20 protein-coding genes and 3 pseudogenes are annotated in these 23,930 nt (G+C 46.5%); 14 read left to right on the top strand and 9 right to left on the bottom strand.

Annotated features, from left to right (window positions below; all coding sequences use genetic code 11):
- Window positions 1-71: 71 nt before the first annotated feature.
- A complete protein-coding gene (gene ribD, locus AKL11_RS01640; RefSeq protein WP_067515337.1) occupies window positions 72-1,193 on the bottom strand; it encodes a bifunctional diaminohydroxyphosphoribosylaminopyrimidine deaminase/5-amino-6-(5-phosphoribosylamino)uracil reductase RibD in 1,122 nt (373 codons plus the stop codon).
- 212 nt (window positions 1,194-1,405) lie between these two features.
- On the opposite strand from ribD, the gene AKL11_RS01635 reads away from it, so the two are divergent.
- The 4 genes and pseudogenes from AKL11_RS01635 (at window position 1,406) to AKL11_RS01620 (ending at window position 4,220) form a co-directional block, all read left to right on the top strand.
- The gene (locus tag AKL11_RS01635; protein WP_067514900.1) at window positions 1,406-1,660 is read left to right on the top strand and encodes a hypothetical protein; all 255 of its coding nucleotides are present in this window, start codon (window positions 1,406-1,408) and stop codon (window positions 1,658-1,660) included.
- A 38-nt stretch (window positions 1,661-1,698) separates the two neighbouring features.
- Window positions 1,699-2,007, top strand: coding sequence for a hypothetical protein (locus AKL11_RS01630; RefSeq protein WP_067514898.1), 309 nt, complete (start codon window positions 1,699-1,701; stop codon window positions 2,005-2,007).
- Window positions 2,008-2,073: 66 nt separating this feature from the next.
- Window positions 2,074-3,429, top strand: a pseudogene (locus tag AKL11_RS01625) (IS1182 family transposase); the annotation flags it as partial.
- Between the two features lie 257 nt (window positions 3,430-3,686).
- Window positions 3,687-4,220: a hypothetical protein gene (locus tag AKL11_RS01620; RefSeq protein ID WP_157673357.1), complete on the top strand. Its 534-nt coding sequence runs from the start codon at window positions 3,687-3,689 to the stop codon at window positions 4,218-4,220.
- A gap of 25 nt (window positions 4,221-4,245) precedes the next feature.
- Here the strand turns inward: AKL11_RS01620 and AKL11_RS01615 are convergent, their stop codons facing one another.
- Window positions 4,246-4,764, bottom strand: a complete 519-nt coding sequence (locus AKL11_RS01615; RefSeq protein ID WP_067514892.1) for a HugZ family pyridoxamine 5'-phosphate oxidase — start codon at window positions 4,762-4,764, stop codon at window positions 4,246-4,248.
- Between the two features lie 281 nt (window positions 4,765-5,045).
- On the opposite strand from AKL11_RS01615, the gene AKL11_RS01610 reads away from it, so the two are divergent.
- Window positions 5,046-5,948 (top strand): alpha/beta hydrolase, encoded by a 903-nt coding sequence (locus tag AKL11_RS01610; RefSeq protein ID WP_095210084.1) that lies wholly within the window; start codon window positions 5,046-5,048, stop codon window positions 5,946-5,948.
- Window positions 5,949-5,995: 47 nt separating this feature from the next.
- Here AKL11_RS01610 and AKL11_RS01605 read toward each other — a convergent pair whose 3' ends face one another.
- The 4 genes from AKL11_RS01605 to AKL11_RS01590 form a co-directional block, all read right to left on the bottom strand.
- The gene (locus AKL11_RS01605; RefSeq protein ID WP_067514890.1) at window positions 5,996-6,844 is read right to left on the bottom strand and encodes an ABC transporter permease; all 849 of its coding nucleotides are present in this window, start codon (window positions 6,842-6,844) and stop codon (window positions 5,996-5,998) included.
- A 10-nt stretch (window positions 6,845-6,854) separates the two neighbouring features.
- Complete coding sequence (locus tag AKL11_RS01600) at window positions 6,855-7,718, bottom strand: ABC transporter permease (protein WP_172807224.1); 864 nt, start codon at window positions 7,716-7,718, stop codon at window positions 6,855-6,857.
- 2 nt (window positions 7,719-7,720) lie between these two features.
- Entirely contained in the window at window positions 7,721-8,824 is a 1,104-nt protein-coding gene (locus AKL11_RS01595; protein WP_067514886.1) for an ABC transporter ATP-binding protein, read from the bottom strand.
- Between the two features lie 67 nt (window positions 8,825-8,891).
- A complete protein-coding gene (locus AKL11_RS01590; protein WP_245673608.1) occupies window positions 8,892-9,962 on the bottom strand; it encodes an extracellular solute-binding protein in 1,071 nt (356 codons plus the stop codon).
- A 168-nt stretch (window positions 9,963-10,130) separates the two neighbouring features.
- Here AKL11_RS01590 and AKL11_RS01585 point away from each other — a divergent pair, with 168 nt between their 5' ends.
- From AKL11_RS01585 to AKL11_RS01550, 8 genes and pseudogenes are all read left to right on the top strand, one after another.
- Window positions 10,131-11,093, top strand: coding sequence for a LysR family transcriptional regulator (locus tag AKL11_RS01585; protein ID WP_067514884.1), 963 nt, complete (start codon window positions 10,131-10,133; stop codon window positions 11,091-11,093).
- A 167-nt stretch (window positions 11,094-11,260) separates the two neighbouring features.
- A complete protein-coding gene (gene eat, locus AKL11_RS01580) occupies window positions 11,261-12,709 on the top strand; it encodes an ethanolamine permease (RefSeq protein ID WP_067514882.1) in 1,449 nt (482 codons plus the stop codon).
- Between the two features lie 66 nt (window positions 12,710-12,775).
- The gene (locus tag AKL11_RS01575) at window positions 12,776-14,149 is read left to right on the top strand and encodes a glutamine synthetase family protein (protein ID WP_067514880.1); all 1,374 of its coding nucleotides are present in this window, start codon (window positions 12,776-12,778) and stop codon (window positions 14,147-14,149) included.
- A gap of 9 nt (window positions 14,150-14,158) precedes the next feature.
- Window positions 14,159-15,547, top strand: coding sequence for an aldehyde dehydrogenase family protein (locus tag AKL11_RS01570; RefSeq protein ID WP_067514878.1), 1,389 nt, complete (start codon window positions 14,159-14,161; stop codon window positions 15,545-15,547).
- A 32-nt stretch (window positions 15,548-15,579) separates the two neighbouring features.
- Entirely contained in the window at window positions 15,580-16,749 is a 1,170-nt protein-coding gene (locus tag AKL11_RS01565; RefSeq protein ID WP_067514876.1) for an iron-containing alcohol dehydrogenase, read from the top strand.
- Window positions 16,746-17,456 carry a glutamine amidotransferase-related protein gene (locus tag AKL11_RS01560; RefSeq protein WP_067514874.1) on the top strand — a complete coding sequence of 237 codons (711 nt, stop codon included), beginning with the start codon at window positions 16,746-16,748 and terminating at the stop codon, window positions 17,454-17,456. Before AKL11_RS01565 ends, AKL11_RS01560 begins: the two co-directional genes overlap by 4 nt.
- Window positions 17,457-18,022: 566 nt before the next feature.
- Entirely contained in the window at window positions 18,023-20,497 is a 2,475-nt protein-coding gene (locus tag AKL11_RS01555) for a hypothetical protein (protein WP_157673356.1), read from the top strand.
- A 372-nt stretch (window positions 20,498-20,869) separates the two neighbouring features.
- Window positions 20,870-21,472 (top strand): annotated as a pseudogene (locus AKL11_RS01550) (IS30 family transposase); the annotation flags it as partial.
- Here AKL11_RS01550 and AKL11_RS01545 read toward each other — a convergent pair.
- Window positions 21,448-22,269 carry a transposase gene (locus AKL11_RS01545; RefSeq protein ID WP_245673612.1) on the bottom strand — a complete coding sequence of 274 codons (822 nt, stop codon included), beginning with the start codon at window positions 22,267-22,269 and terminating at the stop codon, window positions 21,448-21,450. The pseudogene AKL11_RS01550 and the gene AKL11_RS01545 sit on opposite strands and share 25 nt — an antisense overlap.
- Window positions 22,270-22,307: 38 nt before the next feature.
- A complete protein-coding gene (locus tag AKL11_RS01540; protein WP_067514867.1) occupies window positions 22,308-22,625 on the bottom strand; it encodes a hypothetical protein in 318 nt (105 codons plus the stop codon).
- Window positions 22,626-22,920: 295 nt separating this feature from the next.
- On the opposite strand from AKL11_RS01540, the pseudogene AKL11_RS01535 reads away from it, so the two are divergent.
- Window positions 22,921-23,367, top strand: a pseudogene (locus tag AKL11_RS01535) (IS30 family transposase); the annotation flags it as partial.
- Between the two features lie 340 nt (window positions 23,368-23,707).
- Here the strand turns inward: AKL11_RS01535 and AKL11_RS01530 are convergent.
- On the bottom strand, window positions 23,708-23,930 hold a 223-nt coding region (locus tag AKL11_RS01530), incomplete at its 5' end, for a hypothetical protein (protein ID WP_216636740.1).

Below are 23,930 nucleotides of genomic sequence, written 5' to 3'. Positions count from 1 at the left end.
AGTGCGAGGTACTGACTACCCACAACTATTTGGGCGCTATTCTATCCGTTTCCAGTTTTATTGGCATCGTTTTATCGAGATTTTGGTTGCGCTGTGATTTTCCAGTCATCGCCAATGGCTCTGATATCGCTGATGGATAGTGCCATTTTGTCGGACATGTTATCAAATGGCAGCTCAAACAGAGGTCTGGCATTAGATCCCATTAAGATGGGCGCCATAAATACCACCAGTTCATCGACAAGGTTCTGGCGAGCAAAACTGCCGGCCAACTTAGCACCGGTTTCCACCAGAACGTCGTTGCATTCTCTGTTACCCAGCTCCTCCAAAACAGCGTTAAGGTCAACATGGCCTTGCTGACTGGGAAATACAAACACTTCCGCTCCAGCCTGCTCAAGCGCCTGTTTTTGTTCCGGGTCATGCTGCTCTGTAGTCGCAATCAGACAATAGCCGGTACCTGCAATCACTTTGGCATCAACCGGTGTCTTCAGCTGCGAATCAATGATCACTCGTAAGGGTTGTCGCTGGGCAACGGTGTCGGCATTATCAAGACCCAGCTCTTCAGCGCGAACCGTCAGAGAAGAGTTATCCTGCAAAATTGAGCCAACGCCTGTGATAATCGCACCACTTTGAGCCCTCATCTTCTGAACGTCACTTCTTGCCTTTGGCCCGGTAATCCATTGGGACTCTCCACTGGCCATGGCCGTTCTACCATCCAGGCTCATTGCCAGCTTGATGCGAACGAAGGGTTTACCGGTGGCCATCCGTTTAAAGAAGCCTTCATTTAATGAGCGGGCTTCGTTTTCCAAAATACCAGAGAGCGTTTCAATCCCGGCTTGCTGAAGCATTCGTAAACCACGACCTGCCACCACGGGGTTCGAATCCTCCATAGCGGCAACCACTCTGGAAACGCCCGCCGATACTAATGCTTCAGCACAGGGTGGGGTGCGGCCATAATGGCTGCAGGGCTCCAACGTTACATAAGCTGTTGCCCCTTTGGCTTTTTCTCTCGCCATACGCAAAGCATGCACTTCAGCGTGGGGCTCCCCCGCCCGTTCGTGCCAACCTTCTCCAACGATGGATCCCTTAGCATCCACAATGACACAGCCGACGCGAGGGTTGGGCATCGTCGTATACCAGCCCCGGCGAGCAAGCATGATGGCTCTGGCCATAAAGTGGATATCTCTGGATTCCATTGTCACCCAAACCTCGGCTTTGAAATTGTTGGCTAGAATTAGGCTCTTCATATACCCGTGGGGCATGAATGATGTTAAGCCTGAAAAAGCGATGGTGTCTTCCCGTGTTGCTAACTGTTTTGCTTGCGCCTCTTCTCTGGGCTGAGAACCAGGTAAGTAAAGCCGGAGGCCGTGAATCTATAGACAACACAATCAGGCAATTGTGCCCCTATATGGAAAAAAGTCCAATGGGTGGTTTTGCCCAGGATATGGATAACCCTAAACAGATGAAATATCTGATGCTGGATGCGTTGTCCAGGGTTGCATCCCATGCGCCCGGTGCGTTGCTTGGTTATTATCAATACGGTGTCGCTTATGGCCTATTAGGACCATTGGCTGCGCTGGCGCTTTGGGATGCAGGTACTTCGGTCGGCAATTACCTTAGACCGGAAGGTGTGGCGCCGGACTCACCATCCAGGGTTACCTGATTGACGCTTTAGGTGCCGCCTATCAGGGTATGTATGGCATGAGTATGGCTGGAAACTCTGCGGCCAGATTTGCTGCAGGGTTAATGATTCCAACCCTATTTACCCTGAAATACCTGACCAGAAGCCAGACGATCAACACCGCTTATATCGCCAGTTACCGAAATAGAACAGTGTTAAAATACGGGTCGGCTAATACATTGATCCGGGAAGCAAACCGATATAATGGTCGGCTTAGATTGTGTTCAGGCTTTGAGGTGTTGAACAGCGGTTTAAATTCTTCTGTTGTCAGCTTTACCGGAGATCATCAGAAAGATAGCGCAGCTTTAATGACCGATATATTCCCCTAGGAGCCTGTCGGACTTAGAACAACTTTTGAGTATAATACCCGCAAGATCGTAAAAGACAGCCAGCCAATGAACAAATGGACTTTCAGACCCATTGACCGAGACATCCCTGACTTTTTTCCTGCCACTGTTCAGGATTATCTGCCAGAGGTGCATCTTGCTCGCTTTGTTGTAGAGGTGGTTGAGCAGCTAGACCTCACACCTTTGATCAGCGCCTATAAAGGAAGGGGTTCTAAAGCCTGGCATCCATCCCTCATGCTGTCGTTATTGTTCTATGGATATGCAACAGGTGTCTTCTCCAGTCGCAAACTGGAGAAAGCAACTTATGACTCCATCGCCTTTCGATATATCTGCGCCAACGAGCATCCGGATCACGACAGTATCAACACCTTTCGCCAGCGCTTCCGTAAAGAAATCAGTGAACTTTTTGTTCAGATATTGTTGATTGCGCAACAGGCAGAATGGTTGAAGCTGGGAACCATCAGCCTCGATGGAACCAAGATGAAGGCCAATGCCAGCAAACACAAGGCGCTCAGTTACAAGCACGCATGCAAGCTCGAAAAGCAGCTCAAGGCAGAAGTTGAAGAGCTCCTCAGGATGGCTGAAAAAGCAGATACTGAAAAATTGCCAGACGAATTATCCATTCCTGATGAGCTGAAACGCAGGGAAGATCGCCTCAAGGTGATTGCCGATGCCAAAGCTGAAATTGAGCGACGAGCTGAAGAACGTTATCAGCAAGAGCTGGCAGAATTCCAGGACAAAGTTGCCCGTCGTGATGCGATCAGAGATACGGGAAAAAAGCCACGGGGCAAAGAACCGAAAGCCCCTACGCCGGGTCCCAGGGACAAAGATCAAGTCAACCTGACAGATCCGGAGTCTCGCATAATGCCAACGTCTGCTAACGGTTTTGTACAGGCTTATAATGCGCAGGCCGCAGTAGATAACGACAGTGGTCTTATTGTTGAAAATCATATTACTCAGGCGACCAATGACAAACAACAGGTAGCGCCTGCCCTCGAAGAACTGGCCTCTCGTGCAGAGCAGATTGGCAAGCCCAGCGCGATTCTTGCCGACACGGGCTACTTCAGTCAGGGCAATGTGTCTGCTGTGGATAAGTTTGGAGCTATCCCTTACATTGCAGAAAAGAAGGATGCCCATAACAAACCTTTACTGGAGCGCTTTAAGCCCGATGAGCCGATGCCCGCAGGCGATGATGTTACCGCACTGGAGTTGATGCGTTGGCGATTGCAAACCAGGGAAGGACGGGCGGTGTATGCATTGAGAAAAAGCACCATTGAGCCAACGTTTGGGATACAGAAGGAAGTGATGGGATACCGTCAATTTCTGGTCCGTGGTCTTGAAGCAGTGTCTGCTGAATGGGATCTTCTGTGCATGGGTTTTAACCTGAAGCGGATGTTTACGCTGATGCTGAAAGATCTTCAGGAAAGTATCATTTTTATGCAGTTTATTGCAGCTTACAGGTTATTTGTCGCATGCATTTGGATATTTGGGCAAAAGAGACTGACGACATAAACAGCACTTCCAGACTGGATTCTGTGATTTTTGACTTTATTGCGGCCCATCTCCGGTTTTTACTTTCAAGTCCGACAGCCTCCTAGTTAAACCCTTGCCGGAATATGGAGCAGTTGAGTGACGTTAATAAAAGACAATGTGAACATATAGTGAATGTTCAAAAAACATGGGAGTTGTTTTCTGAACCGGTATTCGGCTCCCGATTTGCTTCAAGTCTCAGTCGGTCTGATGCGAAAATCACTTCTTTGGTCAATCAAACCCGAGGCATAAAATTGACATCACTGGGTGTGATGGACGCCTACAGTGAAAACGCTTGGGATAATGCCGTGTTATCGGATGGCAACTGGAGGCTGGTGGAGTTCAGTGATATCAGTAATTTTCCATCGGTGTCGGAAATCACCAACGATGACTTTCAGTATTTTGTGACGGTTGCCGGTAATAGCCGTTACTACCTGTTGCTGGGTGCAGAACTACAAGCTGTAGAAAGTGATGGCAATATGACCAATACATTGGTTTACCTTTCGCACTTTGGTACGTCACAACGTGAGTCTTCTGTGGTTACGCTACCCATAGAGTTTGATGAGCGGGAAGACCTGTTGAACTTTGCAGAGTCATTAGCTTATGTCTTTGGCGAGTCGAGAAAGAGAACGCTGTTGTTTAGAGTTGAATCACTAAACGACTAACGTTCTTTGTATTCAGAAAGGCTGATTACTTTTTATCAATAACTATATGAGTTAATGAGCCATCGGTGTTGATTTTAAAGGCCTTGCCAAAACCAATGGTGTATTGCCCACTTTGAGGTGTCAGAGCAAACAGGTGAAAGTCAGGAAGGTTTCTTAATACTTCAACTGTGTTGCCAAATTTTTCCTGAAACAGATCAATCAGCCGGTCACAAGGCTCTGAACCTCGCGGGAGTTCTTCCACATCACATCCCAGGAACGCACGTTCACGGGCAAATAGATTCCGGGTTTCGGATTCAGGTGCTGCAAAGAAGATAGAGCAAGCCGGGTTTGCCAACAGATTGGGTGTGTGGTGTGCCAGCTCACTAATGAAAATGTAGAACGTGCCATCTTCACCACGAACATACGGTGTATAACTGATCTCAGGCTTGCCTTCTGAAGACAGTGTCGAGAGTGTCAGTGTTTTGTGGCTGTTGATTAATTGCTGACAACTTTCAGCAATTGCTTCCAGCTCAGAACCTTCAATGGGTGCAACTTCTTTACGCATATAAACCTTAAATGAGAATCATCATCACTTCGGTGACTATACCTTAAAGCGACAATGGGCATCTACAGGATTTGTGCTTCTCTAATCATGACGGCAACTGTCTTCAAAACCACCAGTGTGAGAATCAGCTTCGGTGCCCAGTGCATACCCCAGACGTCTTTCAGAAATTGAGTAATCATTATTAACCACCACGGTTGGCTGTATTTTTCTGCATCCTAACATATGATGAGTGCACAACTACTTACAATTCATGAATTCAGCGAGCGACTGTGGCGTCAGCTATGATAAAAATAATAAAGCGTACAGCAATCACTCTTCTTGTTCTTTTCCCTGTCATTGTGCTTTCAGCAGCATGGTATTTTTCCTCACAATTACTTCATCCGGGTTTGTACCCCTGTAATGAAGAACATTATGTGTTTTGCGAGTCGCCAGCTCAGGTCGGGCTTGAGTACACCGATGTTGAACTCACCACTGAGGATGGTTTAGCGCTGGATGGCTGGTTTATTCCCGGTGCGAATGAAAAGGCTGGAGTTGTGTTAATTCATGGTCGTGGTGCAACCCGACATGAAGGTCTTCGGGACGCTATCGCCCTGCATAAAGCCGGTTTTCCGATGCTGCTGATAGACCTTCGTAATTCAGGTACCAGTCAATCGTCTTATAACACCATGGGCTATCTTGAGCAGCAGGATGTTGATGCCGCTGTTGCAAGATTGAAAGAGCTGGGTATGGATAAAGTGGGTATTGTTGGGTACTCCATGGGTGCAACGACGAGTATTCTTGCCATGGCTGATAATCCGGATATTGATGCGGGCTGGTTTGATTCCGGTTTTAAATCGCTGGACGGCATCATCCAGGAAAGAGGGCGGGAAGATTACGGGATTCCTTTGGTTGAGCAGTTTTCAAAAGTGGTCCGGTTCTTTTATCGCCTGCGCGGAGGCTTTGAAGATTCAAGAACACCCGAAAATGTGATTGCCTCCATATCTCCCAGACCAGTCATGATTATTCACGGCACGGCTGATAAGACAGTATCGGTAGAACATGGTCGTTCGCTGTATGCGGCAGCAGCAGAACCAAAACTGTATTGGGAAATTCCGGGTGGTGAGCACACCCGGGCGTGGCAGGCTGACAAGACGCAATCTGAGGTGTTAATAATAAAGTTTTTTCAGAATTCACTTAACCAATAAATAAAGAAAGTTGAACAGTGGAGTTAAGTTGCTCCACTATTTTTGGTTTACTTCCGTTGAATAAAAATACTGATAAGCGCAAGCATGCCGGATCCCAGCATCAATAGCGTTGAAACAGCATTGAGTACCGGTGTTGAACCTTCCCGCATTCGATCAAACAGCGTTATGGTTAAGGGCGAATCACTGCCTGCAAGAATCAGTGTGGTATTAAAATTCTCGAAAGACATCAAAAACGCCACAACGGCTGAGCCAATCACTGCGGGTTTCAACCAGGGCAGAGTGATGGTTCTGAATACATCCAAACGGCTTGCGCCAAGATTCAACGCCGCTTCTTCCATCTCTGTGTCCAGCTTTCTAAGACGTGCCGAAATCACAAGTGTTGCCATGGTGCTGATAAAGGCAAACTGCCCAAGCACGATTAATGGCAAGCCCGGGCGAAGAAACTCGAGATCAAGGCCGTAACTGTCTTCTATGGTATTGGCAATGCCACTACTGAACGACAGGATGGAAATACCCAGAATAACGCCGGGAATCACCAGCGGCAGTAGCATCAAACTATAAAGAAATTGTTTGCCTTTAAAGTGATAACGCTCAAACAGCAATGCGTTGGTAATGGCCAGAGCCACTGCCAGCAAAGCCACAAAAACGGCAATGACCAAACTGGTGACAATACTTTCCAGTAATGCGCCGTCATGAAATAAGCCTCTTCGCTCGCGGTCATCAGCAAAATACCAATCCAGCGTAAAGCCTTCCCAGGGTAAAGAAGGAAATAAACTGTCGTTCAGTGAGAAAACAGCAACCACTACCAGTGGTGCTAACAGGAACAGAAAAAACAGGCCAACATAAACGGCATACGTCTTTTGAAAAGCTCTGCTCTGGGGAATGCTTGGTATCATGATTTACTCCTCAGGCATCGCTGGTCATGGCTTGTTTAAAGGATTGCTTACTGAGTTTCAGGCCGAGCCAGACAATCAACGACGAGAGGCAAAGAAGCAATACGCCAAACGCTGCGCCCTGTTCCCAGTTAAAACGAGTAATAAACTGAGTGAAGATTTGCTCTGTGAACCAGAGGCTGTCCTTTCCGCCCAGAAGCGTCGGCGTCAGATAATTACCCAGCGTCAACATAAAGACGACAATGCAGCCGGAAACAATGCCAGGCACGGCATAAGGCACAATCACTGTACGCAACACGGTAAAGTGATTTCCGCCTAAATCGTAGGCGGCTTCTACCAGGCTGTCGTCCATGCCTTCCAGAGTGCTGACCAGCGGAACCACCATAAAGAGCATGGAGGTATAGACGAGGCCGGTCATTACAGTGATGTCGTTGTACAGCATTTCAACAGGGGCGTCCGCAAGCCCTGTCCATTGCAGAAAACCACTGATCACACCACTTTCCCGCAGCAAAATCATCCAGCCATAGGTGCGTACCAATTCACTGACCCAAAAAGGAATCAGGCAGGCCAGAAACATCAGATTCTTGTTTTTCCCCTGGGCGATTTTGGCGATGTACCAGGCAACCGGAAATGAAATCAGTAATGTTAATGCGGTGGCTAGAATTGACATTACGGCAGTACGAACAAATGTATTCCAGTAGAGCGGTTCGGTGAAAAATGCCTGGTAATGGAGCAGGCTGAATTCATAAACTCCGTAACTCACCCGCTCCCGCAGAGAAATACCCAACATATCCAGCTGTGGAAGCAGAATCAGCAGCGCCAGAGTGAGTAGCAATGGTATCAATAACAGATAAAAAGAGAGTTTTTTCCCATTCATAATCAGGGCTCACTCTTGTTATTGGCTGAAAAAACATTGCTCTGTCGTATGTCCCAGGATAAGGAAATCATTTCTCCCGCTGTCAGGTCATTAAACTCCTGGGTTTGAGGAAGAGATACGGTAAGTTCCTGGGAAGACTCTGTATCTTTTACCAGCACCTGACTGTTGCCACCATCAAATAGAATGCTTTCGACTCGACCATTGATATGGTTCTCCGAGGTGACGTTTTGATCTCTGCGAATATGAATGGCTTCTGGCCGGATATACAGGTGAACTTGTTGACCAGAGTGCAATTTGGCTTCAGGGAACGTGGTTTTGAATTGTTGACCAGCGTCCGAACGAATGATGGCCGTTTCACCCACGATGGATTCAACGACGCCTTCAATGCGATTGTTGTTGCCGACAAATCCAGCGACAAATGCCGTATTTGGTTGATAGTAGAGAGACTGCGGTGAACCTACCTGCTCAAAACGACCATGGTTCATAACAGCAACCTGATCAGACATCACCATGGCTTCTGATTGATCATGGGTGATGTAAATAAAAGTGGTGCCAAACGCCTGCTGCAGTTTTTTAAGCTCTACTTTCATTTGCTCCCGAAGTTTTAGGTCCAAAGCGCCCAGAGGCTCATCTAATAGCAGCACATCAGGTTCCAGAACCAGACAGCGGGCAATGGCTACACGTTGCTTTTGTCCGCCGGACAGTTGATGAACGGATTTATTTTCAATCCCCGGTAAGTCGATACGCTCCAGCACATCAGCAACTTTCTTGTCTCTTTCCTGCTTTGGCACTTTGTTGCGCTTCAAGCCATAGGCAATGTTTTCCCCAATATTCATCATGGGGAACAAAGCAAGGTGTTGAAAAACCATGTTTACCGGGCGTTTATTAGGAGGAATGCCCGCCATCTTTTTCCCTTTGATGAGAATCTCTCCCTGGTCTGGCTCAGAGAAACCCGCAAGCATTCGCAGTAGTGTTGTTTTGCCGCAGCCGGAAGGGCCAAGTATGGAAAAAAATGAGCCAGCAAGAATTTCAAGAGAGATGTCGTTTACTGCCTGAAAGTCACCAAACTGTTTGGAAACATTGCGGCATTCAAGGTCGAAAGTCATGGGGGTACATCCAGAATCAGAGGTGCCACCAGCCATGAATGGCCGGTGGGTTCAGCATTATGTGTATTTATTGTGCAGCTTTAATACGATCCAGGGTTTTACCCTCGATGATTTCAAGCCCAGCTGGTACTGGTGGATACCACTTGATGTTGTCCAGGCTGCTTTGGTTATAACTGATTTTATAACTGTTGCTGAGTTCATCGTTAACAAACTCTTCAGCACCGGCGGAAGCGGTAAAGTTACCAGCGGCTTCGGTGATCTTCGCTGCAATTTCTGGCTGCATCACGAAGTTAATCCATTTATAGGCAGCTTCATCATTCTTGCCTTTAGCAGGCAGGGCAAAGGTGTCGATCCAGCCCAGAGCACCAGACTCCGGTGGTACGAAGTTGATGTTGCCCGTTTCTTTGTGCAGCTTCCAGCCGCCGGCATCCCAGCCCATGGCCAGAGTCACTTCACCGCTGCGCAGCAGGTTGATCAGGGCATCGCCGCCACTCCAATAGGCTTTCACATTGTCTTTGCAGTCGATGAGCTTTTGTTCAACCTTGCCCAGAATTTCTGCGTATTTTTTTTCATCGGTATACGCGGCAAAAGGATCTTCACCCATGGCAAAAGCAAAACCAATCAGCGTTGGGCGCTTCAGACGATAGGAGACCTTGCCCTTATAATCATCAGAGCAAAGATCATTAAAACTGTAAGCGTTTTTGCTTTCTGAAACACCCGCGATCAGGCCGCTGGTTCCCCAAATGTGAGGCACACCATAAACGTCACCATTAATGGTTGTGTTGGTTTTGGTGGCAGCAAGCATGGAAGGAATAAACTGTTCAGCGTTCAGCTGGCTGAGATCCATAGGCTTATAAATACGGTACTCTTTTTGAGCGCCGGTCACCCGATCCTGACTAGGCTGAACCAGGTCATAACCGGCACCACGGGTGGCACGCAGTTTGGAAATCATGTCTTCGTTGTTGGATTTGGTTACTTTGACGGTAATGCCGGTTTCCTGCTCGAACTGATCAATCACTTCCTGAGGTGCATACCCGCCCCAGGTTAAAAGGCGAAGTTCTTCCGCCTGTGCGCTGGCAGATATCATGACAGCGGCTGATACCGATAAGGCCAGTAGACCTTTCATTGTTTTTAACATGGTGCGCCCCTTTGAGGTTTGTTGTTATTCTTCGCTATTGTTATGAAATTTTGTTACAGAAATATTTCACCCTTTACCACTCAGGTCAATGGCTTTAATCCATTGATTGCTATTCAATAGACTGTAAACGTCGAATAAAAATAATTTTAAAAATATGTGACTGGATTTATGTCTTACCCATTTGGTTTTGATTTGCGCTCTCTTGAAGTCTTTGTTGAAGTGGTGAAAAGCGGCACCATGACAGCGGCGGCGCAGCGCCTTGATATCAGTCAATCCGCAATATCTCAGACGTTGGCAAATATTGAAGAAACGCTAGAGGCACAACTCATTGACCGGGCTGTCAGGCCTATTCAACTAACCCCTGATGGTCGTTTTTTTTACGACCGGAGTATCCGAATACTGGATCATGCTCGCCAATTAAGCAGAAGCGTTAAAACAGGGCAGGTTCAGCATATTGATCGAGCAAGAATTGCCATGGTGGACTCTCTGGTGACGGCTATTGGTAAGCCGCTGACGGAATTATTAAAAAAACAAACTGCTGAATGGTTTATCAGCACAGGGCTTTCACACATTCACGCCCAAAGTCTTTTATCACATGATGTGGATATTATTATTTCAGATGATCAGGTGTTTGATGGCAATGAACTCAAACGTTACCCGATTCTCAGAGAGCCTTTGATCATGGTGTGCCCCGCTGGCTTTCAAGGCGGTGATGACTTGATTATGTCGTTAGCAAGCCAACTGGACTTTGCCCGCTATCCGGTTCACTCGCTCATTGGTAAATCAATTAACCATAAGCTAACCCGGCTACAGCTGGAATTACCAAGAAAACTGCAGCTGGATAATACCGCAGCCATTGTCAACATGGTCTCTACCGGGCTGTGCTGGGCAATCACCACGCCGCTCTGTCTCTATCAGTGCCGGCAATGGATAAATGGACTGGTAGATGTCCACCCACTGCCCGCGCCAGATGATTTTCGTGAACTGACACTGGTTAGTCGCAGCTATGACTTATGGACTATTCCCGAGGAGATGGCTGTCAACAGTCGTGCAATTCTGAAAGATAAAATTGTGCCTGAGTTGATCCAATGGATGCCATGGCTGGATGCAAAAATCAGCATTCAGAAATAGTGGTATTAGGTTTGCTTGTATTAGTTTTGCTAATAGTACGACTTCAGAGTTTGTGAAGATGATTGTTGCCTCGTAATGGGGCTTTTACACTTTGATCTAAGCATATTTCGCTGAATCAGTGCCGAGCAGTATGGGCCACAAACCATAACAATAAAACGGAGTCACTGATGCTGGAAACAGGAAGACCACCGGTCAATAACAGTACAGTCGGGTACGAAAAAGTCTCGGACGATTACCTGAAACAACGACAGCTGAAAAAAGGCGCCGCCGGCTGGATATTATTAGCAGGCCTGGGAGTGTCGTACGTCATTTCCGGCGACTTTGCCGGTTGGAACTTCGGCCTCGAGCAAGGCGGCTTTGGCGGTATGTTGCTGGCAACCATTGCCATGGCCATCATGTATATGTTCATGGTGCTTTCCCTTGCAGAACTTTCTGCATCGCTGCCAACGGCGGGTGGCGGTTACTCCTACGCCCGTCGTGCACTTGGCCCGTGGGGTGGCTATTTGACGGGTACTGCCATTCTCCTTGAATACGCTATTGCACCTGCGGCCATTGCCGTTTTTATAGGCGGCTATGTGTCTGAGCTGGTGGGGCTGGATGGTCCGCTGGTTTACCTTGCTTTCTATGCCATGTTTGTGGGTATTCACCTTTGGGGTGCCGGCGAAGCATTAAAGATTATGATGGTGATTACGGCGTTGGCTTCATTGGCTATTGTCGTCTTTATTGTCGGAATGATTCCTGCTTTTGATAGCAATAACCTGTTTGATATTGCCGTAAATACAGAGGCTGCAGGCGCATCGTCTTTCCTGCCTGAAGGGTATATAGGCATCTGGGCAGCGATTCCTTTTGCAATCTGGTTGTTTCTGGCTGTGGAAGGCGTACCACTGGCAGCGGAAGAAGCGGGTGACCCAAAAAAAGATATGCCTAAAGGCATCATCACCGCCATGTTGGTTCTGTTGGTGTTTGGTGGCTCAGTGTTGGTACTGGCGCCGGGTGGTGCGGGTGCAAATCTTATGAAAGACCATGCTGCGCCATTAGTGGGCGCGCTGCAGCATGTGTATGGAGAAGACTCCACAGCCGCCACATTTGTGAATCTAATTGGTCTTGCCGGTCTGATTGCTTCTTTCTTCTCCATTATTTATGCCTATTCCCGTCAGGTGTTTGCCTTGTCCCGTGCCGGTTATTTGCCACGTTTTCTGTCCAAAACCGGTGAACGCAAGGTGCCAGCCATGGCATTGATTATTCCCGGGATTATTGGGTTCCTGCTTTCATTGACCGGTGAAGGTGATCTGCTGATTACCATGGCGGTATTTGGTGCCACCATCTCTTATGCCATGATGACGTTGTCGCACATCATTCTACGAGTGAAAGAGCCTGATCTGGAACGTCCTTATAAAACACCTGGTGGCACATTGACGTCTGGCATTGCTTTCTTGTTGTCCATTGTCGCTTTTATTGCCACCTTTGTGGTGAGCAAAGAAGCCGCCTTTTGGTCTGCAGTATTCTACGCCATTATGATTGCGTACTTTGCTTTCTATAGTCGTCATCACTTGGTGGCTAAGGCGCCAGAAGAAGAGTTTGAGGCGATTGCCAAAGCTGAGTCTGAGCTGAGTTAAGGGATAGGCCGGGTAAAGCGTTACCCGGCTGTTTAAAACAAGAATAAAAACAATGGAGTGAGCGGTATGCAGAACCCCAGAGATGTGAAAACTGTAGCCGATGCCAAGCGAATCGTTGAAGAACGGGGGTTAAGCCATGTAAAAGTGGGCTTGTTCGATAACGATGGCGTCATGCTCGGCAAGTACATGAGCAAAGCCAAGTTTTTTTCTGCCCTGGAAAATGGTTTTGCCTTCTGCGATGTGATTCTGGGTTGGGACAGTAAGGATCAGCTTTACGATAATGTTAACTATACGGGCTGGCATACCGGCTATCCTGATGCGCCTGTCAGAATTTTGCCGGAGACTTGTCGTGAAATTCCTTTTGAAGATGGCATGTTGCTGTTTATGGGGGAATTCTCAGAGCAGGCAGAAGCACTTTGCCCTCGCGGCACATTACGAAGGGTTATCGAAAAAGCTGATGAGTTGGGTTTTGATGTGTTTGGTGCTCTGGAATATGAATTCTTTATGTTTCAGGAAACGCCAGAATCAGCCCGGGAAAAAGGGTTTAGAAATCTCAAGCCACTGACGCCAGATTGGTTTGGATATTCCATTCTTAGAAATTCTGTTCATTCAGATCTGTATCATCAGATTCTTAACCTTGGTGAGACAATGGATTTTCCCATTGAAGGTATCCACACCGAAACAGGTCCGGGCGTTATCGAAGCAGCCATTACAGTTGATTCAGCGATTAATGCGGCAGATAAGGCGGCACTGTTTAAAACGTTCATCAAAGTGCTGGCTCAGCGCAATGAACTGATGGCGACGTTTATGGCGAAATGGTCTGGAGATTATCCGGGTCAGAGTGGTCATATTCATTTGTCTCTTCGCAATAAATCGGATGGTAAGTCCGCATTTTACGATCCTGATCAGCAAAACAATATCAGCAAAATTCAACGGCATTTCATCGCCGGCCAACAACGACTAATGCCTGAATTCCTGCCAATGATTGCCCCAACGGTGAACAGTTATACACGACTGATTCCCGGTTTCTGGGCGCCGACCGATGCCACATGGGGTGTGGAGAATCGTACGACAGCATTGCGAGTGATTCCCGGTTCCGATAAATCCCAGCGGGTAGAATATCGTCTTGGTTCTGCGGATGCCAACCCTTACCTTTCTCTGGCCGCCGCTTTGGCTTCTGGCCTGCAGGGCATTATTAATGAGTGGGAGCCGGAAGAGCAGGTGAAAGGCAATGCCTATGAACAACAGCATTCGCCAGAGTTAGCATTACCTTCAACTCTTTGGGATGCGGCTCAGAAATTCAAACAATCCAGTGCTACGCGCTCTATGTTAGGGGATGATTTTGTCGATCATTACGCTGCCAGTCGTGAGTGGGAAGAGCGTGAATTCCGTAAGCACATTACGGATTGGGAAATGGATCGTTATTTCGAAATTATTTGAGAAATCATCATGACAGATGTTCAGCAAACCATCTCGCCTGTGGATGGGCAGGTTTATGTGGAGCGAAAACTCGCAACGCAGAATCAAATTGATTTGGCATTAGCGCAGGCAGTCAGTGCGCAAAAAGCATGGCAATCATTAAGTGTGAATCAACGGGTAGAGATCTGCACTAAGGCCGTTGATATTTTTGTTAGCCAAAAAGGCGACATTGCCCGTGAAATCACCTGGCAAATGGGGCGGCCTATTCAATACGCTGGTGGTGAAGTGGCAGGGTTTGAAGAGCGTGCCCGCTACATGATTTCTGTGGCGGAAGAAGCATTGAGCCCTGTGGCTTTGCCGGAGAAGGCAGGGTTTACTCGATACATCAAGAAAGAAGCGCTCGGTATCGTGCTGATCATTGCGCCCTGGAACTTCCCTTTGCTGACAGCCATTAACAGTATTATGCCCGCTTTAATGGCAGGTAATGGGGTTCTGCTAAAGCATTCTGCACACACGCCATTATGCGCCGAGCGTCTGGTACATGCATTTACCGAGGCCGGTTTGCCTGAAGGTGTCTTTCAATATTTGCATATGTCTCATCAGGACACGGAATATCTGATTAAAGCCGATCAGGTCGCCCATGTTGCTTTTACAGGCTCAGTGTCTGGGGGGGCTTCCGTGGAAAAGGCAGCAGCAGGGCGTTTTATCGGTATGGGGCTGGAGCTTGGGGGGAAAGATCCGGCCTATGTTCGTGAAGATGCTGATTTGGATTCCGCCGTTGCCACGGTGATTGATGGTGCTTTTTTTAATTCCGGGCAATCGTGCTGTGGTATTGAACGGATTTATGTGCATGAAGCCGTTTATGATGATTTTTTAGAAAAAGCGGTGGCATTGGTTAAAGCCTATCGTCTTGGTCTGCCTGATGACCCGACAACCACTTTAGGACCCTTGGTGAAAGCCGGTGCTGCGGATTTTGTACGACAGCAGATAAATGATGCGATAGCGCAGGGCGCAGTGGCTCATATAGATCCTTCAGCGTTTCCTATGGATCAAGAAGGCACACCTTATTTAGCTCCTCAGCTATTAACCAGCGTGGATCACTCCATGCGGGTGATGACTGAAGAAAGCTTTGGTCCTGTGGTGGGCGTGCAAAAAGTCCGTTCCGATGACGAAGCCATTGGTTTGATGAACGACAGTGAGTTTGGCTTAACTGCTGCCATTTTTACGCAGGATGTTGAAGCAGGGATCGCATTGGGTGAACGGGTTCAAACCGGCACATTTTTTATTAATCGGTGTGACTATTTAGACCCGGGGCTGGCCTGGACAGGTATCAAAAACTCCGGGCGAGGTTGCACTTTGTCGGTGTTGGGGTATGACGCTCTTACTCGGCCCAAGTCTTTCCATATCAAGCAGCCATAACCTTTAAAAGAATAAGAAGTAACAGAGGCGTTATGACGATCAAAAACTATACCGCAAACTGGAATTACCCCACCAATGTTCGCGTGGGCGCTGGGCGTATTAGAGAGTTACCAGAAAGCTGTCAGGAACTTGGCTTTTTCAATCCATTGCTGGTGACTGATCCGGGACTTGCTTATTTACCCATGGTGGAGCAGTCAGTTGAGCATTGTCGTAAGACATTAGGCAACTGCGGATTGTTTTCCGATATTAAGGGTAACCCCACAGGTGCTCATGTTGATGCCGGTGTTGCAGCTTTTAAAGCAGGCAGCCACGATGGGGTTATTGCTTTTGGTGGTGGCTCGGCCCTGGATGCAGCAAAAGCAATTGCGTTAATGGTTGGGCAGGATCGCCCAATCTGGGATTTTGAAGACATTGGCGATTACTTTACACGGGTAAACGTCGATGGCATGGTGCCTGTCGTCGCGGTGCCAACCACTGCTGGCACCGGTTCTGAAGTTGGGCGGTCATCGGTCATTACCCATGAAGGGCTGAAGGTTAAGAAAATTATCTTCCATCCTCGGATGTTGCCGGAGATTGTCATTCTTGATCCGGTTCTGAGCTGCGGTTTACCGGCAAAAATAACGGCGGCTACTGGTATGGATGCACTGTCTCATAATCTGGAAGCTTTTTGTTCACCCCATTATCACCCAATGGCACAGGGTATTGCGCTGGAAGGTATTCGGTTAATCAAAGAATATCTTCCAACGGCGGTTTCTGATGGCAATGATCTTGAAGCGCGAACGCAGATGCTGGTGGCTTCTACTATGGGGGCGACATCATTTCAAAAAGGCCTTGGTGCCATGCACGCGCTGGCTCACCCGTTGGGGGCATTATTTGATGCGCACCACGGTCTTCTTAACGCGGTACTGATGCCTTATGTTTTAAAGGCTAATGAGTCAGCAGTATCAGAGCGACTGACCGATTTGAGTCGTTATCTCCATTTGGATAACCCTGGTTTTGATACGTTTCTGAATTGGATTTTGAAGCTTCGTGCTGATCTAGGGATTCCTCACACCCTTGCCGAGATAGGCATTCAAGACGATGATTTTGAAAAGATAGGTGAAATGGCATTTGCAGACCCTTCAGCGGGTGGAAACCCTATTGTATTTTCTGTTGAGGAGTATCAGCAATTGTTTATTGCTGCCGTAAGAGGGCGCTTATGAATATCGGTCTGCTGTTGTGTGATGATGTGCATCCAGAGCTTCAAAAAATTTACGGAAACTATCCGGAAATGTTTGCGACTCTGTTACAGCAGGTCGAGCCTTCCATTGAACTGACCACTTGGCGGTTGATTGATATGGAGTTCCCGTCGTCTGTTGATGAGTGTGATGGCTGGATTATTTCTGGCAGTAAACATGGTGCTAATGATGACCTTCCATGGATAGCACCATTAGAGGCGTTTGTCCGGGTTGTGTTTGAACAAAAAAAGAAATTGGTGGGCATCTGTTTTGGTCATCAAATCATTGCAAAAGCACTGGGGGGAGAGGTTGTTCGCGCTTCGCAGGGCTGGGGGGTTGGCATGTCCGACAATGCAGTGTTCAGTCACCCTGAGTGGATGCAGCCAGACTGTACTGACTTTAAGCTGCTAGTCAGTCATCAGGATCAGGTTACATCTGTGCCTGATTCTGGCGCTGTTCTGGCAGGTAGTACTTTCTGTCCTAATTGGATGATCCAGTACGATAATTGTCTGCTTGGTATTCAGGGGCATCCGGAGTTTACCAGAGAGTTCTCCAGATCTCTGTTGGATCTGAGGCGTCATGTCTTTGGGGAAGATGTTTATGTGAGGGGACTTGAGGCTTTATCGGACAGCACAGAAAGTCAGCTCGTTGCGCAATGGGTGATTAATTTTTTTAGGGTTTTCGAAAAGTAAAAAAACTATCTGGTGTCGTGTTTAAAATAGTTGGGTAAGTTCAAACATAAGTACCCAACCATATGAAATCATACTTTCTGACTCAGTGGCCAGCTACTCTACTACGTTGCAGCTTCGATCACATAGCTACGGCTATGCTCACTCCGCTGCGCCTTGCATAGTAACTAACCACTAAGCCAGAAATATTCGATTTCATATGGTTAGGTACTTATTGTCTATTGATCAGGTTTTTAGCTTTTATCAAAAATACGTAGTGAGTCGGGCTTTTATAAGGATTTTCCGATAAAGCGTTGCGCTTTAATGATCGTTTATGCAAGGTTTGCATGTAAATGAGATAATTATTTAATTCTTCATTTCATAACATTTCTACAGAATATGCATGTTTATAAACACGTTTACTATTTTGATAAGCGTGGATAATTAATAACTAAGATTTAATTCTGTAGCGTTAATTCTGTCGTGTTAATTCTGTCGTCTACTTGTTTTTATGAATAAAAGGATAATGCTTAATTATGTCAATGCCTTTGCTTGCTCCTCAGAGTACGAGCTTTACAAGCTCTTCAAAAATGGATTCAGCAATTACAGTTCAACCCAGGAATCTTCAGGGTGCTGGTCCTGTTGCTGAGAAATATTTCCAGCAATATGCCGTAAGGAAAACGCCCGCAGAAAAGGATCAGGTTTTCTTGAACAGGGATGCAAAAGCTACCTTCAAAGATGGATGTGTATCTACGCTGAAAGCGGCTGGTCGTTGTAATGTGATTTATCCCTTTATTGAGTCTGTAAAGCACTTAACCCTTCCAAAAGAAAAAACGGATTTGGCCACAGAGCAGGTTGTGGATCAGCGTTTACTTGAATTATCCGAAAATCATTTTGAGGCGTTTGAGGCAAGCACTGTATCCGATTATATCGATGAGTGGAACGGTTTGGTATTTGGAAAAAAAGATGTATACGGCAGTGAAGAACAGAAGCAAATGGGATCTGTCCTACGTTGTTTATGTCTCGGTAATGGGGCTGCAACACAAAATGGAGAGGAGGTGGTTAAGGGTGAAGTAATGAAGTTGCTGGCGGAGCTTAAGGGTGCAGATTATCCATTCATAAATGTAGAAGAAGTTACTAGTCATTTAAATGAGTCATGCATTCCTACGCCAGACATCATAATGGCTAAGTTTCAGTTACTTATTAAAAACCATACGCATCCAGATAATGTCGATTTTTATGTGGATCAATTTATTGACAGTATTAAGAAAATGCATGAATTCAATATTCAATTGTCCAGCATGTATATATACCAGGAAAGTGTTCGGCTCCAGGATATAGCCGAACATTTTCAGGGTGGAGCTGGTAAGGCATTCATGAGTTTTGTTTCAGAGCTGGGGCGTATTATGGGTAAATATGTCCCCGTGGCTTATATAGCCCTTCTTGGAGGCTTGCTTTTAGAGCGGGAAGTGGGCTCTATCCCGAAAAAGCAGAAAGTTCGTGATTTTTTGAGCACCGCTGGTGTGACATTACCGAAAGAAGTTTTAAAGAAGATAGACAACCTGTTTACCGTTGCCAAGTCGGACTCTTTTTTGATGAAGATAGGAAACGGTGCTGGTTCCGTTGGTGCTATGTTCCTGTATGCCATGGGCACGCTGGAGAACGTCGGCCAGCGTTTGACTAAAAACCCCAATGAAGGATTGATTGCTGGCAGTGTTGAGAAAATATGGGAGGCTGCTCTGCAATCAGGTTTAAGAGATAGTGGGGCTGGCGAAGCCTATGGTGTGAAAAAGCAGCCGAATACTTTCGAAAAAATTGCGAAATACGTTGGAATGATCGCCAGTACTTGCAGAGTGTGCGATAACCTTGCTTTTGAAGTTAAACATGTCACACCAGACCTTCCGATTCGGGATTTTCCCTACAGCATGGGTAACCGGGCATTTCCCTGTTTATTGAATTCAGAATATGAAGGTATGACCCGTGAGGTAATTAATGAAGCTTACGCAAAAGGCGTTAAGGCAGTAAGAACCAAGCTATTGACGAATCAGGTACTCACAAAAAAGGAGCGGGATCTTCTGGACTTTGATAATGGCCTTGACACCGAATGGTTGTGGCCACAGGAAGGCAACACCGGTTGCCTACCGCACTTAGGTCAGCGCAGTAAAAAGCTATGGACGGATATTAGCATGGGGGCAACTTTGCTGGGGAGTTGTGGCTTTGCGATATTCGATCTTGGTCTCCATTTGAAAAATGCGGCCTGGCTGCTGAAACGGGCCAAAAACACTCATGGTGCCGATGGTTATAAGAAGCCGTACCTCGACTTCTGGAAAAAAGTACTGCCCTGTTGTGATGGTGGTAAAAATATTGATATTGAGAAGCTGAAGGGGATGAGACCACCCAACTGGCTTGACGTGTATAAAACGCTGCCTGTCTGTGTATCCGGCAAGGGAATCCTTGAAGTACGCTACTGCTCTCCGGGTGCTAATAAGTATGACTATGAATATCTCACTTATGGAAATTGCCGCAGTGTTTTGGGTGTGGCACCCTCTGTTGGTTGGGAAGTGGGATCCACCAAGTGTGATACGATGTGTAATATTTTTGATACAGGCCCTGTCACTTATGGGCCGGATGCAGCAGCAGGCACTGCCAAGGCTAAATCAAAGCTGGATTATGTGCTGGCTGATATCGCCAATGGTTTGAAAATAATGGAATACAACAAGGCAGTTGAAGTTGGAAATGCCGGGGCTTCAGCAAGCGCCGGGAGTTCCAAATCATTTGAAGGTTCTGACAAGCCCGTGAACGGGTGGGGCTCGGTCAGTGCACTATATAATGGTTTGGTTAGTGACTACAGGCAACAGCTGATGACACTGATGGCCACAGGAGATTCGAAGAGGGAAGAAGTTGCAGGCTATTATATTCCCCCGATAAGTGATAACAGCAGGCTTTATAAAACAAAGAGCGGAGGTTTTGTCGTTGATAGTGATTCGAATTTTGAAAGGGTGGAGTTAAAGCCCTTGAGTAAGGAAAGTATGAGCGAACGTATAAAAAACTCTGAGGTTGTTTGATCGCCGCAGAGAATATGATCTGACACCTTATGTCTGAGAAAGGTAGTCGACCGGCTGAGTTACCGTTGGTAGTTGGTATGAATTTCTTTTATACGCATATCAGTTGTAAATTAATATCTTTAATTCACTTTGATACATTCATGCTGAATATCAAGCTATTAGATAATCCAAGGTAATAATTTTCCAAGTCATTTTTTGGGGGATTGCGAGATTCTTGGATTTTAAATAACGGCATGAAATTTATATTTCCTGAATTCGTATCATAAATGCATAACCTCTGTAACCACAGAGTTGCTACAGAACCGCCTTTGAATTGAATCAGAACTCAGGTGTACTCTGTAAAGCGACGAAACACTACAGAGGATGCCACGGATGGCCTTTAAGCACCTGAGCTCTGAAGAGAGACATTATATCGAAATCGAACTGAAAAATGGGACTTTCCAAAACAAAATTGCACAAAAACTCGGGCGCGATCAGAGTTCCCTGTCAAGGGAGTTAGGGCGCAACAAGGGGTTACGCGGTTACAAACACCAGCAGGCCCATCGTATGGCTCAACAGCGTCATCAGGAAAAAACCAAGGCTGTTAAGCTAACGGATGATATTAAACGACGCATAGCTAATGATATCCGTGCAGACTGGAGTCCAGAGCAAGTGGCTGGAAGACTTAAAAAAGAAGGGGTAATTGAGCTACACCACGAAACGATTTATCAGTATATAGCGGATGATAAGCGTAAAGGAGGCACCCTCTATAAGCACTTACGACACCAGAAAAAGACCTACAGAAAAAGGTATGGTTCAGCCCATAACCGAACCGGGATACCCAATCGGGTTGGAATTGAGGAGCGTCCGGCAGTAGTCAACAACAGAGAGCGTGTTGGCGACTGGGAGGCTGATACCATAATTGGCAAAAACCATAAGGGGGCAATCGCCAATGGCACTGACTTAAGCCCTCAGCTCTTGTACTCCTTGAGCTTACGAGCTTTCTTTCTTGAGTGTTGAAGTTTCTTTGATGGCTTGCTACGCCTTTTCACTGCTCGGGGTTCGGATCTTCCTGGTCGATTACCGACCTTGTGCTTGCCAATCAACTGGACCATTGTTTCTAACAGCTGAAAAATATTGATGGTTCCCATAAGCAACAAGTGATGGTAACTACGCAGAGTATCCTGAGCTGTTTTGAAACTCATTTCCCTTGGCTTATGACCCTCAGCCTCTGTTGCTTTTGCCATCAACCCACGGATAAGGTTATACACCAGCAAGTGAACGTATATCTCTTTGCGCAACATCTCAGGTGTTTTACAACGCAGAATGTCCATGTTCATCATGGTTTTTATGCATCGGAAATCAAGCTCAATATGCCACCGATCTATGTACAAATCGGATATGTCTTTTCTGGGGTAACGCTCCGCATCTATTAGCGTTGTGACAATTATTCGTTTTTTAGTTTTGATCGCCCGGATAGTGATCTCTTTTGGGACTTCACGGTAGGAATCCTCATCCATCCACGCTGGACGCGCAGGCCTCGCCAGCTTGAAAAGTCCTTCTTTGCTACCCAGCTTCACATGACACTTTCTGAAATCAAGACTACGAGAGTCGTTTTTCTCAAAAACACCATCAATGTTTGCTGATATCAGCGCTGCCAGTATGAAATAATTCTCAAAATTGGCATCACCCAAGAGAATATCTTCCTTGTTTAAGCTTCCGAACATTTGTCTGAGCAGCGCCTGCTCACCGGTTTCCTTACCAGTGCAGGGTGCGACTGCTGCATCCAACAGAGCACCGCTGGCAAGAGTGATAAGTACAAGGATTCTGATTAGCGGAAATCCAAGCCCTTTTTTTGGGAGGATGGTTGGGGATATACCTTTTGATTGGCCTCGGTGTCAGGTCCGGATAAGGTAGAGCCATCGGTCATTACCACCCTGCGGTTATGCCAAAGCCAGTCTGCTGGAGACTCATCAGAAAGACGACACCCGGAAGTTTGAAATAATGATTTAAGAGCTTGTTCCCTGAGTCGTCCCCGTGCCTTACAGTAGGCATCGTTTTCAGTTTTTAGCATTTTTTTCCCAAGCGCTAACTGGTCTGCGGTGTCTTGAATCAACACTTTGCTGCTTGCTGCAGGATTTATCATCATTAGACACTTGTCTCATAAATAACGTTATTGTTTTTATTGCTGGGTAGTTTCGCTCTCGTCCCGGATGCTGCTCTTGAAATTTATCCAGATCTTCAGAGCGTAATATTGAAGTATGCTCAGCATCAGAAGCCTGGGCAAACTGGTTACGACAGTCATTAGCGAGACGTAAATACTCTGGACTACACTTGCTCATGGAGGCTTGCCCGGTAGGATGATTCTGATCAGTTTAGACAGCTGGTTTGCTTTCTGGGCAAGTCTTTCATGCCAAGGCTTTAAGCCTTAAGTCAGTGCCATTGGTGCAATCGCTACATTGGATGAGCGAAAGACCAAGCTTCGTCTTGCTGTTCCCCTGCCTGGAAAGAAAGCAAAAGCGGTTAAACAGGCGATGATCGGCGTGCTCAAGCCACTGAAAAAGTTTGTAAAAACCATAACGTACGACAATGGAAAAGAATTTGTTCAGCATGAAGAGGTTGCCAAAGCGTTGAAGTGTGACAGTTACTTTGCTGCTCCGTATCACTCTTGGGAAAGAGGTCAGAATGAGAATGCTAATGGGCTACTCAGGCAGTACTTCCCCAAGTCGATGGAGCTTAATAACGTTACAGAAAAAGAAGTTATCATAGCGGTTGATAAGCTGAATAATAGACCTAGAAAATGCCTTGACTACAAAACACCTTATGAGGCTTTCAAAGAGTTAACTGGGATTGATGTAAGAAAAGTTATGGGTTATGCATTTATTACTTGAATTCAAGTTTCTTCTTTAACTCCCATTACGAATTAAAACACCACCAACCATTAACGGTAGCTCAGCCTAGTCGACCTTTTATACTAATCAAACTTTCTAAACCCGTTATGTGCATGACTAACTAAATGAGGTGCAATAGGAATTTAGAAAGTGCGATTGGTATTAGAAACTGAAAAAAACATTGCAGGTAGGAACCCCCTATAGAATGAACGGCAGTGGTTTTGCAATACCCTGTGCAAGCATTGGTTTGAAAGTAGTGAATTGTCTATCCAAGAGCCTGTTGCAGTTGCAGTATTTTCCAATCCCAAAATGAGCCTGAAAAGAGTATAAACCCATGATTTCAGGCCTTTCGCTTAAAGATGCCTTGAAACAGTGATTCTCTGGCAGACTGCAGTTGCTGGGCAGCCTCGTTATCACTCATTGATTCAGCCTTTGACTCCAATGCATGCGGCGGAGTTCCTTTCTTCAAATATTGCGTCCAGTCAGGCAAAGATTTCAGTTTTTCATAAGGTGTCATCATGTTTTCGTAAAGGTAACGTTTTCTCTCTTTGCCTTTTTCATCT

Source organism: Endozoicomonas ascidiicola (assembly GCF_001646945.1).
GTDB lineage: Bacteria > Pseudomonadota > Gammaproteobacteria > Pseudomonadales > Endozoicomonadaceae > Endozoicomonas > Endozoicomonas ascidiicola.
The sequence above is the reverse complement of the archived record's forward strand: the minus strand, read 5'-3'. Positions and strand labels throughout refer to the sequence as shown.

What these genes read in the sequence shown, in the direction of transcription:
- AKL11_RS01605 (WP_067514890.1), bottom strand. Translation starts at nt 6,844, where the DNA reads ATGATACCAAGCATTCCCCAGAGCAGAGCTTTTCAAAAGACGTATGCC.
- AKL11_RS01555 (WP_157673356.1), top strand. Translation starts at nt 18,023, where the DNA reads ATGGATTCAGCAATTACAGTTCAACCCAGGAATCTTCAGGGTGCTGGT.
- AKL11_RS01610 (WP_095210084.1), top strand. Translation starts at nt 5,046, where the DNA reads ATGATAAAAATAATAAAGCGTACAGCAATCACTCTTCTTGTTCTTTTC.
- ribD (WP_067515337.1), bottom strand. Translation starts at nt 1,193, where the DNA reads ATGGAATCCAGAGATATCCACTTTATGGCCAGAGCCATCATGCTTGCT.
- AKL11_RS01600 (WP_172807224.1), bottom strand. Translation starts at nt 7,718, where the DNA reads ATGAATGGGAAAAAACTCTCTTTTTATCTGTTATTGATACCATTGCTA.
- AKL11_RS01560 (WP_067514874.1), top strand. Translation starts at nt 16,746, where the DNA reads ATGAATATCGGTCTGCTGTTGTGTGATGATGTGCATCCAGAGCTTCAA.
- AKL11_RS01630 (WP_067514898.1), top strand. Translation starts at nt 1,699, where the DNA reads ATGAGTATGGCTGGAAACTCTGCGGCCAGATTTGCTGCAGGGTTAATG.
- AKL11_RS01635 (WP_067514900.1), top strand. Translation starts at nt 1,406, where the DNA reads ATGGAAAAAAGTCCAATGGGTGGTTTTGCCCAGGATATGGATAACCCT.
- AKL11_RS01565 (WP_067514876.1), top strand. Translation starts at nt 15,580, where the DNA reads ATGACGATCAAAAACTATACCGCAAACTGGAATTACCCCACCAATGTT.
- AKL11_RS01595 (WP_067514886.1), bottom strand. Translation starts at nt 8,824, where the DNA reads ATGACTTTCGACCTTGAATGCCGCAATGTTTCCAAACAGTTTGGTGAC.
- AKL11_RS01585 (WP_067514884.1), top strand. Translation starts at nt 10,131, where the DNA reads ATGTCTTACCCATTTGGTTTTGATTTGCGCTCTCTTGAAGTCTTTGTT.
- AKL11_RS01570 (WP_067514878.1), top strand. Translation starts at nt 14,159, where the DNA reads ATGACAGATGTTCAGCAAACCATCTCGCCTGTGGATGGGCAGGTTTAT.
- AKL11_RS01575 (WP_067514880.1), top strand. Translation starts at nt 12,776, where the DNA reads ATGCAGAACCCCAGAGATGTGAAAACTGTAGCCGATGCCAAGCGAATC.
- AKL11_RS01615 (WP_067514892.1), bottom strand. Translation starts at nt 4,764, where the DNA reads ATGCGTAAAGAAGTTGCACCCATTGAAGGTTCTGAGCTGGAAGCAATT.
- AKL11_RS01540 (WP_067514867.1), bottom strand. Translation starts at nt 22,625, where the DNA reads ATGATGATAAATCCTGCAGCAAGCAGCAAAGTGTTGATTCAAGACACC.
- AKL11_RS01590 (WP_245673608.1), bottom strand. Translation starts at nt 9,962, where the DNA reads ATGTTAAAAACAATGAAAGGTCTACTGGCCTTATCGGTATCAGCCGCT.
- eat (WP_067514882.1), top strand. Translation starts at nt 11,261, where the DNA reads ATGCTGGAAACAGGAAGACCACCGGTCAATAACAGTACAGTCGGGTAC.